Origin of the sequence: Mesorhizobium shangrilense (assembly GCF_028826155.1) — a bacterium.
GTDB classification, from domain to species: domain Bacteria; phylum Pseudomonadota; class Alphaproteobacteria; order Rhizobiales; family Rhizobiaceae; genus Arvimicrobium; species Arvimicrobium flavum.
On sequence record NZ_JAQGPN010000005.1, the window covers coordinates 56,835 to 71,551 of the forward strand.

General features: G+C 62.9%; 12 protein-coding genes. 9 read left to right on the forward strand and 3 right to left on the reverse strand.

From position 1 onward, the window contains the following. Nucleotides 1-9 precede the first annotated feature (9 nt). The 5 genes from PD284_RS26510 to PD284_RS26530 all read left to right on the forward strand — a co-directional run bounded on the left by PD284_RS26510 (nucleotide 10) and on the right by PD284_RS26530 (nucleotide 6,384). Entirely contained in the window at nucleotides 10-1,020 is a 1,011-nt protein-coding gene (locus PD284_RS26510) for a glycosyltransferase family 2 protein (protein WP_274631342.1), read from the forward strand. After that, complete coding sequence (locus tag PD284_RS26515; protein WP_274631343.1) at nucleotides 1,017-1,958, forward strand: glycosyltransferase family 2 protein; 942 nt, start codon at nucleotides 1,017-1,019, stop codon at nucleotides 1,956-1,958. Before PD284_RS26510 ends, PD284_RS26515 begins: the two co-directional genes overlap by 4 nt. Next, nucleotides 1,948-2,910 (forward strand): glycosyltransferase family 2 protein, encoded by a 963-nt coding sequence (locus PD284_RS26520; RefSeq protein WP_274631344.1) that lies wholly within the window; start codon nucleotides 1,948-1,950, stop codon nucleotides 2,908-2,910. The genes PD284_RS26515 and PD284_RS26520 overlap by 11 nt, the downstream gene beginning before the upstream one ends. Nucleotides 2,911-2,960: 50 nt before the next feature. Next, the gene (locus tag PD284_RS26525) at nucleotides 2,961-3,857 is read left to right on the forward strand and encodes a UTP--glucose-1-phosphate uridylyltransferase (RefSeq protein ID WP_274631345.1); all 897 of its coding nucleotides are present in this window, start codon (nucleotides 2,961-2,963) and stop codon (nucleotides 3,855-3,857) included. Between the two features lie 187 nt (nucleotides 3,858-4,044). After that, nucleotides 4,045-6,384, forward strand: coding sequence for a polysaccharide biosynthesis tyrosine autokinase (locus PD284_RS26530; RefSeq protein ID WP_274631346.1), 2,340 nt, complete (start codon nucleotides 4,045-4,047; stop codon nucleotides 6,382-6,384). Here the strand turns inward: PD284_RS26530 and PD284_RS26535 are convergent, their stop codons facing one another. Further along, nucleotides 6,385-7,161 carry a metallophosphoesterase gene (locus tag PD284_RS26535; RefSeq protein WP_274631347.1) on the reverse strand — a complete coding sequence of 259 codons (777 nt, stop codon included), beginning with the start codon at nucleotides 7,159-7,161 and terminating at the stop codon, nucleotides 6,385-6,387. Nucleotides 7,162-7,462: 301 nt separating this feature from the next. On the opposite strand from PD284_RS26535, the gene PD284_RS26540 reads away from it, so the two are divergent. Next, a complete protein-coding gene (locus PD284_RS26540) occupies nucleotides 7,463-8,605 on the forward strand; it encodes an acyltransferase family protein (protein ID WP_274631348.1) in 1,143 nt (380 codons plus the stop codon). A 188-nt stretch (nucleotides 8,606-8,793) separates the two neighbouring features. After that, nucleotides 8,794-10,242: an endo-1,3-1,4-beta-glycanase EglC gene (eglC, locus tag PD284_RS26545; RefSeq protein WP_274631349.1), complete on the forward strand. Its 1,449-nt coding sequence runs from the start codon at nucleotides 8,794-8,796 to the stop codon at nucleotides 10,240-10,242. A gap of 672 nt (nucleotides 10,243-10,914) precedes the next feature. Here the strand turns inward: eglC and PD284_RS26550 are convergent. Both PD284_RS26550 and PD284_RS26555 read right to left on the reverse strand, forming a co-directional pair. Then, nucleotides 10,915-11,061, reverse strand: a complete 147-nt coding sequence (locus PD284_RS26550; RefSeq protein ID WP_274631350.1) for a hypothetical protein — start codon at nucleotides 11,059-11,061, stop codon at nucleotides 10,915-10,917. A gap of 546 nt (nucleotides 11,062-11,607) precedes the next feature. Beyond that, nucleotides 11,608-12,084: an Lrp/AsnC family transcriptional regulator gene (locus PD284_RS26555; protein WP_274631351.1), complete on the reverse strand. Its 477-nt coding sequence runs from the start codon at nucleotides 12,082-12,084 to the stop codon at nucleotides 11,608-11,610. A gap of 196 nt (nucleotides 12,085-12,280) precedes the next feature. On the opposite strand from PD284_RS26555, the gene PD284_RS26560 reads away from it, so the two are divergent. Continuing rightward, on the forward strand, nucleotides 12,281-13,408 hold the full coding sequence (locus PD284_RS26560; RefSeq protein ID WP_274631352.1) for a diaminopropionate ammonia-lyase: 1,128 nt from the start codon (nucleotides 12,281-12,283) through the stop codon (nucleotides 13,406-13,408). Nucleotides 13,409-13,438: 30 nt separating this feature from the next. Further along, nucleotides 13,439-14,665, forward strand: coding sequence for a M24 family metallopeptidase (locus tag PD284_RS26565; protein WP_274631353.1), 1,227 nt, complete (start codon nucleotides 13,439-13,441; stop codon nucleotides 14,663-14,665). Nucleotides 14,666-14,717: the final 52 nt, after the last annotated feature.

Below are 14,717 nucleotides of genomic sequence, written 5' to 3' on the forward strand. Positions count from 1 at the left end.
GTGAGTGACATGGGTAGAGAGACGACGGGTTCCATGCCGGTGTTGCCGTGCATGGTGGTGATACCCTGCCTGAACGAAGCGGAACACATCGAGGCGCTGATCGACCGGCTGAGCCCGTCGGCAAACCGTCTCGGGATGAAGATCGTGGTCGTGGACGGCGGCAGCGTCGATGGAACGCAGGAGATCGTGAAGACCATCGCCGCGGCCAAGCCCGAGGTATCGCTGCTCTACAATGCCAGGAAGATCCAGAGCGCGGCGGTGAACCTTGCGGTCGAAGAACTCGGCGACCAGTTCGAAAGCTTCATCCGGATCGACGCGCATGGCGACTATCCCGAGGACTATTGCGACCGGCTGATCGAGGAGGCCGAAGCATCGCAAGCTGCGTCCGTCGTCGTTTCGATGGCGACGAAAGGTTTCGGCGCCTTCCAGAAGGCGACCGCCATTGCCCAGAATTCGAGGCTCGGCAACGGGGGCTCGCCCCACCGGCACGGCGCCAAGGGTCATTGGACCGACCATGGACACCACGCTTTCATGCGTGTGGCCGCATTTCGATCGGTCGGCGGTTACGACGAGAGCTTCAGCCACAACGAGGATGCCGAACTCGACTACCGACTACGGGCGGCTGGCCATCGCATCTGGATGACCGACAAGACCTTCATGGTCTACTACCCCCGCGCATCGGTGCCGGCCCTGTTCAGGCAATATCTCGGCTACGGCAGGGGTCGCGCCAAGAACATCCTGAAACACCGGGCGATGCCGAAGATCCGGCAGATGATTCCGCTGATGGTGTTCCCCGTGGTTGTCGGCATGTCGCTGGCGTTCCTCAACCTTGCCGCGCTGCTGCCGGCCGGCTTGTGGGCTGCGGCTTGCCTCGGCTACGGCGCATGGATGGCGGTCAGCCAGCGCAATCCTTACGCTCCGCTCGCCGGGTTTTCCGCCATGGTGATGCACCTCGCCTGGTCCGCGGGCTTCTGGCTGCAGTTGCTGAATTTCCGAAAGCGCGAGGCGCCTGCACCATGACCACCGGCGGAACCTTGCGAATTGATGTCTGCGTATGCACCTATCGCAGGCGCGAGTTGGACGACACGCTGCTCTCGATAGCCGCGCTGAGCTTGCCGGCGAACGCGACGGTGAGGGTAATCGTGGCCGACAACGATGTCGTGCCGAGCGCGCGGGAACGCGTCTATGCCCTGGCCGCGGAACTTCCGTTCCCGGTCGCCTATGTGCACTGCCCGGCATCCAACATTTCCATCGCGCGCAATGCCTGCGTCGAAAATAGCACGGGCGACTATCTCGCCTTCATCGACGACGATGAGACGGCGTCGGAGGAATGGCTGGCCGAGTTGCTGCAGGTGGCCGAATCGACCGGAGCGGATGCCGTGCTCGGGCCGGTGCAGGCCGTCTATTCCGATGATGCGCCCGGCTGGATGAAGCGCGGCGATTTTCACTCGACCGCTCCCGTCTGGGTCAATGGCGATATCCGCACCGGCTATACCTGCAACGTGCTGCTGCGCCTCGCCTCGCCCCACGTTTCGCAACGCCGGTTCAATCTCGCGCTTGGCAGCACGGGCGGCGAGGACACCGAGTATTTCACGCAGCTGCACCAGGCTGGCGGCCGGATCACCTTTGCGCCGGCAGCAACGGTCTACGAAAAAGTTCCCCAGAACCGTGCGCTGTTCAACTGGCTCACGAAACGCCGGTTCAGGTTCGGACAGACCCATGGCCGACTGCTCGGCGAAACACGCCAGGGTCTCGCGGGCCTGCGGCAGGTCGGCCTTGCCGCGGCGAAGGCAGGCTATTGCTTCGCTGCCGCCGCAGCGCTCGCAATCGCCCCGGTAAGGCGCAATCGCTTCGTGCTGCGGGGCATACTGCATTCCGGCGTGGTCAGCGGGCTGCTCGGCTTCCGTGAAATCCGCCAGTATGGCGAAGCGGAGAGGCGGCAGCCCGATGCGGCCTGACGTTAGCTTCGTGATCGCCGCGTTCAACGCGGAGCGGTCGATCGCTCGCGCCATCGAAAGTGCGATCGCCCAGCGCGACGTGACCGTGGAGGTTGTGGTCGTCGACGACTGCTCCTCCGACCGGACCGTCGAGGTGGCATGTTCCTTTCCGGCCGAGTTGGTGCGGGTGGTCCAGCTCGAGAAGAACCGCGGCGCGGGCGCCGCGCGCAATGCCGGGCTGGAGATCGCGCGCGGGCGCTGGATCGCGGTGCTCGACTCCGACGACACGGTCTATCCGGACCGTCTCGCCCGAATGATCCGCCGCGCCGAGCGGTTCGATGCCCAGATCGCGGTCGACAATCTCAGCGTGGTGCAGGAGGCGAATGGCGCCGAAACGGTCATGTTCGAGTCGGCGCGACTGGCAAGTCTTTCCGAGCTCAGCCTCGCCGACTTCATTGCGGCAAACCTGCTGTTCGAGAACACTTTCTCGTTCGGCTACATGAAGCCGATTTTCGAGCGACGCTTCGTCGAGCGAAACGCCTTGCGCTACGTCGAGACGGTGCGCATCGGCGAGGACTATGTCTTTCTCGCCTCGGCGCTGGCGAGAGGCGGCCGCTGCGTCGTGGTCTCCGAGCCGGGCTACGCCTACCATATTCGATCGGGCTCCATCTCCCGCGTGCTCGAGCTGCACCACGTCGAAGCGATGCTGGCCGCCGATGAAGCCTTCATGCGGGACCATCCGCTGGATCAGGCCGCGCAGACCGCGCAGGCGAGGCGCATGCGCAGCCTTGAAGAGGGCAGATCCTTCCTCACTCTCGTGCAGCATCTGAAGCAGCGCGCGCCGTTGAAGGCGATCATGACTGCGCTACGCGATCCGATGGCGGTCAGGCATCTGAAGATGCCGATCGCAGCCAGGCTGCATCGGCTCGGCAAGGCGTTCCGTTCGCGAGGGACACTCCAACAGACCGGATAGGCGGAAAACACGGAATTGGGCGGGGGCGCAATTTCCACGAGGGATATGACATGCAGAAAGTCAGAAAAGCAGTGATACCGGTGGCTGGCCTCGGAACGCGGTTCCTTCCGGCCACGAAGGCCATGCCGAAGGAAATGCTGACCGTGGTCGATCGTCCCGTCGTGCAATACGCCGTCGACGAGGCCCTGGAGGCGGGCATCGAGCACATCGTGTTCGTCACCGGGCGCAACAAGCACGTGATCGAGGACTACTTCGACATCCAGCCGGAACTGCTCGACACACTGACCCAAGCGAAAAAGCACCATCAACTGGCGACGCTGCAGACGATGCAACTGCCGGCAGGAGCGGTCAGCTTCACGCGGCAGCAGGCGCCGGATGGCCTCGGCCACGCCGTCTGGTGCGCCCGCGACATCGTCGGCGACGAGCCCTTCGCCCTTCTCCTGCCGGACATGGTCTCGTTCGGGAAGAAGGGATGTCTTGCCGGCGTGATGGAGCTCTACGGGAAGACGGGGGGCAATGTCATTGCCGTCGAGCAATGTGATCCGACCGAAACCAACAAATACGGAATCGTCGGCAAAGGCGCGGACGTCGGCTCGGGATTTGTCGTAACCGAGATGGTCGAAAAGCCGGCTCCCGCCGTCGCTCCTTCAAATTATTACATCAACGGACGCTATGTCCTGCAGCCGGAAGTGTTCGAGCTTCTCGGCACACAGGAGCGCGGCGCGGGCGACGAGATCCAGCTGACCGACGCCATGAAGCGGCTTTCCGAAACCCAGCGTTTCCATGCGCATCCATTCGACGGACGCATGTTCGACTGCGGCTCCAAGGAAGGCTTCATCCAGGCGAATGTGGCCTTGGCGCTTGCCCGCGGCGACATCCGCGATCTCGTCTTCGAGCCGATAGCAGAGATGATGGCTCAAGCAGGATCCCGCGCCGAAGCGGCCTGAGCACATCTCACCTGTCCACAGCCGGACGCAGTGTCCGGCTGTGGAGACCCTTGCGATCTGATGCACCTGTCGCCGCAGATGGCATGAGACGCATTCTCGCCCAATAGGCATGTTTGATGCCGCCTCGTCGCGGCTCCCCAACGGCAGCCAGGAAGAACAAAAGCGGCGTGCGACGCCTGCGAGGACCATGCATCAGACCAGCTTTCCGCCGCGCAGCCGGCTGTCGATCGCATCCGAGGATGCAGACCGCTTCATCGACGTGGAGAGGCTGGCCGCGATCGCGCTGCGGCAGACAAGGGTTGTGGCGCTTTGCGCCGCCGTCGGCCTCGCTCTCGGCGTTCTCTATCTTGTCTTCACGCCCGCCGAATACACGGCCGCGACGCGCATCCTGCTTGACGACAGCCTCACCAAATTCGCCGAGGAGAAGGATGGGGCGCCGGTTCGGATCCAGGCGGATTCGATGATTTCCAGCGAGGTGGAGATCCTGAAATCCGCCCGTCTTGCGCGCGCCGTCGTGCTGGCCGAGAAGCTGCATCACAACGAGGCATTCCTGAACCCGCCGCGCTCGCCGATCGGATGGGCCAAGGACCAGGTCAAGAGCATTGCCGGACTGTTTTCGTTCAGCGCGACGCCTTCCGCTGCTTCGGGCGAGAACGCCAGGATCGGAAAGGCCGTCGCGCTTTTGCAAAGCTCGCTGAGAGCCGAGCGGGCGGGGCGGAGCTACGTGATCGACGTGTCGTTCAAGTCCAACGACCGCAATCTGGCCGGCGCCATCACGCGCGCCTATGCCGAAGCGTATCTTTCCGATCAGCTGGACGCCAACTTCGACGCCACTCAGCGCGCCACCATCTGGCTGCAGGGACGGCTGGACGAACTGCGCGACAGTTCACAGGCCGCCGCGCTCGAGGTCGCAAAGTTCCGCGCCGAAAACGGACTGACCGCGGCGCGAGGCGAATTGATTTCGGAGCAGCAGCTGTCCGACCTGAACAGCCAGCTGATCCTCGCACAGGCCGAGACGGCCAACGCGTTCGGCCGCTACAGCCAGTTCAAGTCGATCATCGACAGCGGTCCGGAAAACGCCGTCAGGAATGCGACGATCCCGTCCGACAACGGCAACAGCGCCGTCATCAACGATCTCAAGACGCGTTACCTCGGCGTCACCAAGCGCGAGCGGGAGATCGCCGCCCGCTTCGGCGAAGACCATGCCCAGGCGGTTGCGCTGCGTCGCGAGGAAGCCGATCTCGAGCGGCAGATCTTCCGGGAGCTGCAACAGATCACCGAGAGCTATCGCAACGAATATGAAGTCGCCAAGGCGCGTGAGACCTCGTTGCGCGAAAATGTCGGCGACATGGCGGGCCAGAGTTCTGAAACCAGCGAGTCCATGGTGCAGCTGCGCGCACTGGAGCAGAGATCCACGGCCCTGGCGGCGCTCTACCAGACCTTCCTGGCCCGCCACGAGGAAGCCTCGCAGCAACGCTCGTTTCCCATCGCCAAGGCACGTGTGATCTCCGAGGCCGGTAATCCGGTCTCGCCCTCGAGCCCGCGCAAGACCATGGTGCTGGGCCTGTCGCTGGTGCTGGGCGTCTTTGCCGGAGCTGGGGTGGGCGCCCTGCAGGAATTCAGGGAGCGGTTCTTCCGCACGGGGGATGATGTCCGCTCCGCACTCAACATCAGTTTCCTTGGCTACCTGCCGATCGTCGGCGCGGGTCTGGCGACGGCGACGAGGCCGGCCGCGACTGGCCCGAGACCCGGAGACAGGCTGCCGCCGGATCAGGGCGACCCCGTCACTCCGGGCATATTGCGGGTCGCCGTCAAGGCGCCCGCCTCCTTGTTTGCGGAAACGTTGCGCAACGCCAAGATCGCCATCGATGTCGTTCTGCAGAACAAGCCCTGCAAGGTGATCGGTTTCGTCTCGGTGCTGCCGCACGAGGGCAAAACGACGGCAGCGGCAAATTTCGCCGGCCTGCTCGCTTCCCAGGGGGCACGGACGCTGCTCATCGACGGCGATCTCAGGAATCCCGGGCTGAGCCGCGGTCTCGCGCTGGCGCCTGACAAGGGGCTGGTCGAAGCGATCGTCGGCCATCAACCTTGGCGAAGCGCGGTGTTGGTCGACCGTTCAACCAAGCTCGCAGTCATGCCCGCAACGTTGCGAGGACGTCTGTCTCACACCAGCGAACTCATATCGGGGCCGGGGATGCGCGACCTGATCGAGGAGGCGCGCACGGCCTACGACTACATCATCGTCGACCTGCCGCCGCTCGGCCCGGTCGTCGACGCCAAGGCCTTCGCGCCGCTGGCAGACGGCTTCGTGCTGGTAGCCGAATGGGGACAGACGCCGCGCGCGCTCGTTCGCGCCACCTTGCAGGCGGAGCCTGAACTCGCGGCCAAGGTGCTCGGAATCATGCTCAACAAGGCGGATATGAAGAAACTGGCGCGTTACGCGTCCTTCGGCGGCTCGGAACAGTATCTCGACCGCTACTCCGCCTACTACGTCGAGCAGGTCGGCATGAACGGCAAGGCCGGCTAGTCAATTGGTCAGATATTGTCCCTTGTCCTGCCAGATGCGCAAGGCGGTCAGGCGGCCCCCGAAGACCGCGCCGGTGTCGATGTTGACGCGCCTGCCTTCCCGTTCCGGCTCGGAAACGGGCGTGTGACCATGAACCACATATTTCCTGAGCAGGGAGACGCGTTCGTAGAAATCCGACCGGATGAGCACCAGGTCGTCGTCCGATTGCTGGTCGATGGCGAGTTCGGGACGGAGCCCGGCATGCACGAAGATGAAGCGCGGCGCCTCGACCAGGATCGGCATCGATCTCAGGAAGGCGACGTGTGCGGCCGGAATTGCTTTTCTGATCACTTCGTCGACCTGCCGGCCGGATCGGTAGACCTGATTGAGGCGCTCAGGGTCGATGCCGTAGGAATGCAGGGTCGACGCCGCGCCCATGCCCATCCACTCCGCCAGCCCGAGCCGGCCGTCGATGTAGTCGAGCATCATGACTTCATGGTTTCCTGCCAGGCAGATGCGTTCGAAGCCTGCAGGCGGGGGCGCGCTCAGATGATCCAGGACCTGCGACGATGCCGGTCCCCGATCGACATAGTCGCCGAGCATGATGATCAGCTTGCGGCCCGGAAGATCCTTCCCGTCCGCCACGATGGCGCGCTCCAGCGAAAGCAGTTCGTCCAGACACCCATGGACATCGCCCACCGCATAAATGGCGACGCCGGCGGTATCCAGCCTCAGCCGCGCCCTGCGCTCCCTGTCCGCGTGTTTGCGCAGGCCCAGAAGGCCGGCCAGCTTTCTCATGAAAGGCTCTTGCAATTCCTGGATGCGGCCGGGTCCGGTCGCCGACCTCCTGTTGGAAGTAGCTGCATATGGTGAACCGGCGACAGGAGCAAATCCCGCTCCCATCACATTTGGTCCAACTGCGCAGTCTACGACGCGGCAGGCGTGCCGTCGGCGCAAGCCGATTCGGCGGATGGCCGCGTTTTGCGACCGAGAACAGGAGACGCGCCCGCATCGCGCGTCGGCGTCCTTCGCGGCTTGACGAGCGGTTCTTGGCAGGGCGCCGGGAACGCCACGGCAATCAGCGGTTTGGGAGATGCATGTGACCAGAAGTGCCTTTTTTCTCGCGCCCGACGACACGGCAGCGCCGGTCGGGAAAGAGATATCGGACCGCATCAAGATCGCGCGCACGCTCTGCATCTTCTTCATGACCTTCGTGCACGTCCAGCCGGGCATCGCCGAGAATGTCTATGACCGTGACGCCGGCTTCTTCGACATCGTCTACTTCATCCTGACGCGCCTGATGGGACTGAGTTCGGTCTCCCTGCTCAGCATCGTGTCCGGCTATTTCATCGTTTCGAGCCTGCTCAAGGTTGGCGCGATCCCGTTGTTCGTCTCCAAGTTCAAGACGCTCGTGGTGCCTCTGTTCGCCTGGAACCTCCTGATGCTGTTGCTGCTTGCGGCCTATGGCGTGATGTCCGGCAACTGGCGGGATTTTCCCGAACTCAGCGCGGGCGGCCTGGCAAATGCGCTTTTTGCCATCACCGAATGGCCGCTCGTCGTGCCGCTATGGTTCCTGCGGGACCTGTTCGTCTGCTGCCTGTTTGCGCCGATTCTCTATCTGGGGTTGCGCCGCGCTCCGGTCGCGACCCTGCTGCTGCTGGTCGCCTTCACGCTGTTCGGCGAAAATCTCCACATCCTGCAAAGGCCGCAACTGATGCTGTTCTTCGGGCTCGGCATGTGGCTGCGAATCGGCGGCTTCCGCGGGGATGCGATCGACCGCGCTGCTGGATTTCTCACCATCGGCCTCGTCGTCATGGCGGCGATCTTCCTGACGATCCGCATCGAGCGCATCTTGCTGTCGGAGATGGACGAAACGCTCCGGCTGACGCTCGACACGCTGCTGCGCGTGACGATGGCGGCGGGCTTCTGGAAAATGACCGAACTCATCCGGCGGTCGGCGCTTTCCGAACTGTTCACGCGGTTGGAGCCGTACACGTTCTTCCTGTTCTGCAGCCATGCGATCCTGTTCAACTTCGCCGGCATCATCTTCCGGCGCGTCTTCGGCAACTACGGCTCGGATCTGTTCCCGGTCACCTTCTTCGTGCTGCCCTGCCTTGCCGTGCTCGCGGCGGTCATCGGGCTTGGCGTTGCAAACCGGTCCGCAATCCTTGCTTTCCTGTTCAATGCCGGCCATCGCCTTCGGGCCCGTCCGGCCGCCACGAGGGAAAGGGTCGCAGCATAGGCTTGCTGATTGCTTTTCGCCCAATGTCCAAGCGGAGCGCTCTGTGAGGATAAGTAAGCCGACTAGCTTTTCTGGTCGGCGCCCAAAGGTCCTGTCGCAAATGTTAGCGGTGAGGCGGGTCGCCCAGGGAACCGGCCCCGATGCCAGCATGTTGGCGGGAGGACGTGACGTAACAACAGGAGACCACCATGGCCACCGTCCTCAACGCCAAAGGCGTGCCTCTTCCCTACAGCGGTTCGTCGGTCAATCATTTTTCGGCGACGAACTCCGGTCCGCAGCTTTTCGGCAGCGCCAGGAACGACTCCCTGTGGGGTGACAGCCGCGTGAACGTCACGATGTTCGGTGGTTCCGGCGACGACATCTACCACCTCTATTCCAGTATCAACCGGGCTTCGGAACAGCCTGGCGGCGGCATCGATACCGTCGAGACGTGGATGAGCTACACGCTGCCCGAAAACATCGAAAACCTCGTCGTCACCGGCCACGGGCGCTATGCCATCGGCAACGCGGACAACAACATCATCAGCGGTGGCTCCGGCCGGCAGACCATCGACGGCGGCTTGGGCGACGACGTGTTGAAGGGCGGAACCGGCCCCGACATCTTCATCTTCGCGGCGGGCACCGGAAGCGATCTGATCCTCGATTTCGAGAGCCACGACACCGTTCGCCTGAACGGCTACGGATTCAGCTCATTCGAGGAAGTCAGGGCCAACATGGTGCAGTCCGGCGCCGATGTGCGGCTCGACCTCGGGCATGGCGAGGAACTGGTGTTTGCGAACGCGAACGTCGGGCAGTTCACGGCGAGCCATTTCAAGCTCAGCCTCGACCGGTCCGACCTCACCTTGTCCTTTGCCGACGAGTTCGACGCGCTCAGCCTTCGGTACGGTGCCAGCGGCACCTGGGACACCAATTTCTGGTGGGGCGCGAAGAACGGCAGCTCGCTGACCTCTAACGGTGAAAAGCAATGGTACATCGACCATGAGTATGGTCCGACGAGTTCCGTCAAGCCGTTCAGCGTCCAGGACGGCGTGCTGACGATCACCGCCGCGCGGGCTCCGGAAGCGATCCGGCCCCATATCAACAACTACGAATACACATCGGGCCTGCTGACGACGAAGGAATCCTTCTCCCAGACCTACGGCTATTTCGAGATCCGCGCCGACATGCCGGACAATCACGGTGTCTGGCCGGCATTCTGGCTGTTACCGGCGGATGGCTCCTGGCCGCCGGAGCTCGATGTCGTGGAAATGCGGGGGCAGGATCCGCACACGGTCCAGGTCTCGGCCCATTCCATGGAGACCGGCAGCCGCACCACGGTCGGATCGGCCGTCAACGTGCCGGACACCGAAGGTTTCCACACCTACGGCCTGCTTTGGACGGAGGACCAGCTCGTCTGGTATTTCGACGATGTCGAGGTGTTTCGTGCCGACACGCCGGACGACATGCACGAGCCGATGTACATGCTGGTCAACCTGGCCGTCGGAGGGGTGGCCGGAACGCCCAAGGACGGGCTGGCGACGCCCGCTGAAATGCAGGTCGACTATATCCGCGCCTATCAGCTGGACGATGCGGACATTTTGTCTGATCCCGGCCGAATCGCCGCGACTTTGGGAAACAGCGCGGATTGGTGGATGTAGCGCAGGCCCGGGAAACGGATGGGGGAATCCGGGTTGCCCCCGGAAGCGGGCATAGCGATGTGTGTGGAAGAGCCAATCGAGGATGGAATGCTTGCAGCTATTTCAACCGGCGACGTCGAATTGGTTGTCGGCATTGCCTGCACTGCGTAGCCGGCTGACAAGTCTCGCGATCTCCCGATTGTTTGGCCCGCAGGAGCGCCAAGGCTTCGGCATGCTTGAGCGTGTCGCGAGAGCGGCGAAGTTTGAGGCCAAGCTGAATGGCCGCCCCAGCAAGTGTGAGTCGGCAACCCCACTTGTAACGGCCTGATCCAACCCCTCGAAGGCATCTTCGGTCCGGCAGAGTCGAGCGCCAGCGCAAGCGTTGTGCTGTATCGCGCATTGGCACGGGCGACCTGCACGGATTCCTTGCACTCTTCGATGGCGCACGTGAGGTCCTTCGTACGGACGAGCGCCAGGGCGTGACCGTAGCGGAGGATCCTCCGGCAATATCGCAATGGCCGCGGCATAGGTACTCTCAGACTTCTCGTTCTGACCGGTGGCCCAATAGAGTTCAGCGAGATTGGCGTGCGCTCCGGCAAGGCTACCGTCGAGCGAATGACGCGACGCAGCGCGGCTTCAGCTTCGGCCGCTCGACGTTGACCGATCAGGAAGAGGCCGTAGGCATTCTGTGCCTCAAGGGCGCAGATCCTCCAGCGCCGCGTCGAAGCTTCGTCGTTGGTCGCCGAGCAGATCGGCGATCGCCGCATTGCCGAGAGCGGTGACAGCGGCCACCCGGACGGCGCGTGTCTCATCGGCAAGCAGCGCGCCGTCAGCATCCATCCTCTGTTCGGGAGGAAGGTTGCCGGCCGCCTGCGCGGCACCCAGGCGAACGAGAGGATCGCAGTTCCCTGACGCGGCCTTCACGTCGGCAAGGGCAGCCGCGCCTCTCCCCTCCCCTCTTCGGCGCAAGCTGTGTGACCCGCAAACGGGGTCGTATCGGCACGCGCGGCCAGCCCGCCTCGACACCTTCGAACAGCACCGGAAGCAGAGGCCGTCATTCCAGCTCAAGAAGAACCAGCGTGGCTATCGCCAACCATTTTGACGCCAAGCCGCCTCACCGCTTCCACCGTCCGCTGGAACTCCCTCTCGTATGAGATCCTTGGAATCGCTAAGCCACGCCCGCCCTGGAGACGACAACGATGACGACGCTTCTCGCGCAGCCAAACCTCAAAGTCGGCGAGGATCGGCCTGCTTCTCTCCTGGCGTAGGACCTCTGCTGGTTGGCCCGGATGTCGTCTTCTGCGTGATAGAGTTCGGCGATGCGCCACAGAGCTTCGCTGGCGATCATCGCAAGACCGTTTGCGCGTCTGGAAGGCAGTTGATCAACTATAGCGGGATGGGGCCATGTGCTTTGACAGTCTCCATCGTGACACAGGTTCGAAAGCTCTTTACGTTGCCGCCTTCAAAAAACAGCTGCCGCGTCAGCTCGGTATACTCGGTCATATCCTTGACATTGACGATTAGTATGAAATCGGTCTCGCCGGTAACGTAGTAGCATTGGAGCACCTGCGTACAGCTCAGGAACCTGCGTTTCATTTCGTCGAGCAGGTCGAGCCTCTCATTCTCGGTCGTGATCTCCACGACAATGGTGAGCGGTCGCCCCACAGCGGCTTCATCGAGAACCGCGATCTCCTTTTTGATGACTCCGCGGTCACGCAGGCTGGAGAGCCTTCTTGCGACCGCGGGCGTGGACAGCCCCACTCGCTCCGCCACCTCACGTTGCGGCAGTTGGCTGTCCGTCTGAACGATCTGGAGAATCTTGAGATCGAAGTTGTCGATGGTGGATCTGTGATTCTGGCTCATCTGCCCTCCCCGACTGAAAGCTGCACCGCGGGCCGCGCCTGGACAATTTTTTCTCGCAGATATCGGCAACAAAGAGAACAAAAAAAGCGCCAAGCGAAATAATCTCTCTCCCAACGAGCAGAGAGAGTTTCTTATGCACCTTACCAACGACATGTCCGAATTCGGCGCCCCCCTCAGCGCGGTGGAGATATCCAGCGTGGGAACACACGTTCCGGCGACCGTGCGGCCATTCCTGTCGCTATGGGGCGAGGTGAGCGAGACACCAATGCATACGCTGCCCGAAATTGCGAAGGCGGTGGACGTCGGCGCCGTCTTTATCAAGGACGAAGGGTTGCGTCTCAATGCCGGCAGCTTCAAGTCGCTTGGTGGCGCCTATGCCGTCATGGTCCTCGTCAAGGGATTGCTCGAAAAGCACTTGGGGGAGGAGGTGCGGGTTGCACAGCTTCTGTCGCCCACGGCGAGGGAGTTCGCCAAGACGGTCACCGTCTGCTGTGCCACCGATGGAAACCATGGACGCTCGGTTGCTGCCGGGGCCAGGCTGCTCGGCTGCAGATCTGTCATCTTCGTACATGCTGGCGTCAGCGAAGCGCGAGCGCGTGCCATCGGTGCTGACGAAATCGTTCAAATCGAGGGATCCTATGACGACTCGGTCGACGCCTCGAAGCGGGTGAGCAAAGAGAACGGTTGGCTGCTCGTGTCCGATACCTCGTGGCCGGGTTATGAACGGGTCCCAAGCCTGGTCGCACAGGGCTACACTGTTCTGGCGGAGGAAGCGCTCAGGCAGATCTCGGAACTTGGGTCCGAGCCCCCCACCCACGTCTTCCTGCAGGCGGGCGTTGGCGGATTCGCCAGCAGTATTGCCGGTTTCCTGTCCGAGGCGCTGGCCCCCCAAAAGATCGTGACGGCAATCGTTGAGCCCGACCGCGCCGCCTGCCTCTATGAGAGCGCAAAGGTCAAGAAGCTTGTCAGCACAACGCCATCGGAGCCGACCATCATGGCCATGCTCGAGTGCTACAGGCCGTCCCTGATCGCCTGGCGTATTCTCAGCAAGGTCGCAGCCGGCTTCATCGCCGTGACGGAAGAAAACGCCCGTGAGGCGATGCGCAGGCTGGCGTTTCGCGAAGGACACGGGCAGTCGATCGTCGCCGGCGAAAGTGGGGCTGCCGGCTTGGCTGGGCTGATGGCGGTGGCGACCGATCCAGATGCCCGGCGCGTCTTCGGGATGGACGCCAAGAGCCGTGTGCTCCTGATCAACACCGAAACCGCGACCGATCCCGGTTCCTATCGAGACATAGTCGGGCGTCTGCCGCAGGACATCGGCTGAAACAGCCTCAAGCGCAACGCAGCCCTGACCATGCGTGCCGGCCCGGCGCGCGCCAACACCCGCTACCCGAAGGAGACCGAATTGCCAGAACAACTCAAGAGTCCACAGCGCGGCTTCACGCCGGCGGAATTCGAGCGCCGCGTCGCTCGAGCTCAAAAGATCATGCGTGATCATCGGCTTGACGCCCTGTTTGTCACGGCTCCTCCGAACATCCGCTATTTCACCGGATTTGATAGCCAGTTCTGGGAAAGCCCTACACGGCCCTGGTTCGTCGTCGTGCCGCTTGAAGGTGCGCCGATCGCCGTGATTCCTGAGATTGGCGCGCCAGAGATGGCGTTGACCTGGGTGAAGGACATCCGCACGTGGCCGGCGCCGTTTCCCGAGGACGACGGCATCTCCCTGTTGAAGTCGACTATCGAGGCGCTTCCGCGCAGGTTCGGGCGCATCGGCGCTGAAATGGGACGCGAGATGGCCTTGCGGATGCCGGTGTCTGACTTCCTGAAGCTACGCGATGGTTTGGGGTCGTCGATCGAGGACGGGTCGCCATGCCTCTGGCAGATCCGAATGGTCAAGACAGAGGCCGAAATCGCCCATATCCACTACATCTGCCAGATCGCAAGCGACGCCTATGAAGCGCTTCCGTCGCAGATCTCCGTGGGCGAAAGCGAGCGTGAGGCGGTTCGCAAGCTCCGCATCGACATTGCCCGCCGAGGCGCCGACGCAACTCCCTTTATGCCCGCGATCTCCGGTCTCGGAGGCGTGCCCCAGATCGTCTGCGGCCCGCACGATCGGCAGCTTGAAACCGGCGATATCCTGTTCATCGACACCGGGTCGACCTTCGACGGCTATTTCTGCGACTTCGACCGCAACTATGCGATCGGCAAGGTTTCCAGTGAAGCAGAACGCGTTCACGAAGCCCTCTGGCTGGCGACCGAAGCCGGCATTGCGGCGGCGGTGCCGGGCGCGACGACCGACGATGTCTTCCGCGCAATGTCGAGGATCATCGAGGACGCCGGCGCCATCGGCAACAACGTTGGTCGCCTGGGCCACGGGCTGGGCCTGCAACTGACCGAGCCGCCCTCGCATAGGATCGGCGACGGCACCGTGATCGTCGAGAACATGGTTCTGACGATCGAGCCCGGCATGGAGTACGCGCCCGGCAAAATGATCGTCCATGAGGAGAATATCGTCGTGACACGCGACGGTTCCCGTCTGCTTACCAAAAGGGCGCCGCGAGAATTGCCGATCATCCGATAGCGGTTCTCGAGAACGAACAATCCGGAGGGCGCGAATGCCTTCCTTCAACCGG

Excerpts from the sequence above, each read along its gene's own strand:
- PD284_RS26530 (WP_274631346.1), top strand. The coding sequence starts at position 4,045 with ATGCATCAGACCAGCTTTCCGCCGCGCAGCCGGCTGTCGATCGCATCC.
- PD284_RS26510 (WP_274631342.1), top strand. The coding sequence starts at position 10 with ATGGGTAGAGAGACGACGGGTTCCATGCCGGTGTTGCCGTGCATGGTG.
- PD284_RS26555 (WP_274631351.1), bottom strand. The coding sequence starts at position 12,084 with ATGAGCCAGAATCACAGATCCACCATCGACAACTTCGATCTCAAGATT.
- PD284_RS26550 (WP_274631350.1), bottom strand. The coding sequence starts at position 11,061 with ATGGATGCTGACGGCGCGCTGCTTGCCGATGAGACACGCGCCGTCCGG.
- PD284_RS26520 (WP_274631344.1), top strand. The coding sequence starts at position 1,948 with ATGCGGCCTGACGTTAGCTTCGTGATCGCCGCGTTCAACGCGGAGCGG.
- PD284_RS26565 (WP_274631353.1), top strand. The coding sequence starts at position 13,439 with ATGCGTGCCGGCCCGGCGCGCGCCAACACCCGCTACCCGAAGGAGACC.
- eglC (WP_274631349.1), top strand. The coding sequence starts at position 8,794 with ATGGCCACCGTCCTCAACGCCAAAGGCGTGCCTCTTCCCTACAGCGGT.
- PD284_RS26525 (WP_274631345.1), top strand. The coding sequence starts at position 2,961 with ATGCAGAAAGTCAGAAAAGCAGTGATACCGGTGGCTGGCCTCGGAACG.
- PD284_RS26515 (WP_274631343.1), top strand. The coding sequence starts at position 1,017 with ATGACCACCGGCGGAACCTTGCGAATTGATGTCTGCGTATGCACCTAT.
- PD284_RS26535 (WP_274631347.1), bottom strand. The coding sequence starts at position 7,161 with ATGAGAAAGCTGGCCGGCCTTCTGGGCCTGCGCAAACACGCGGACAGG.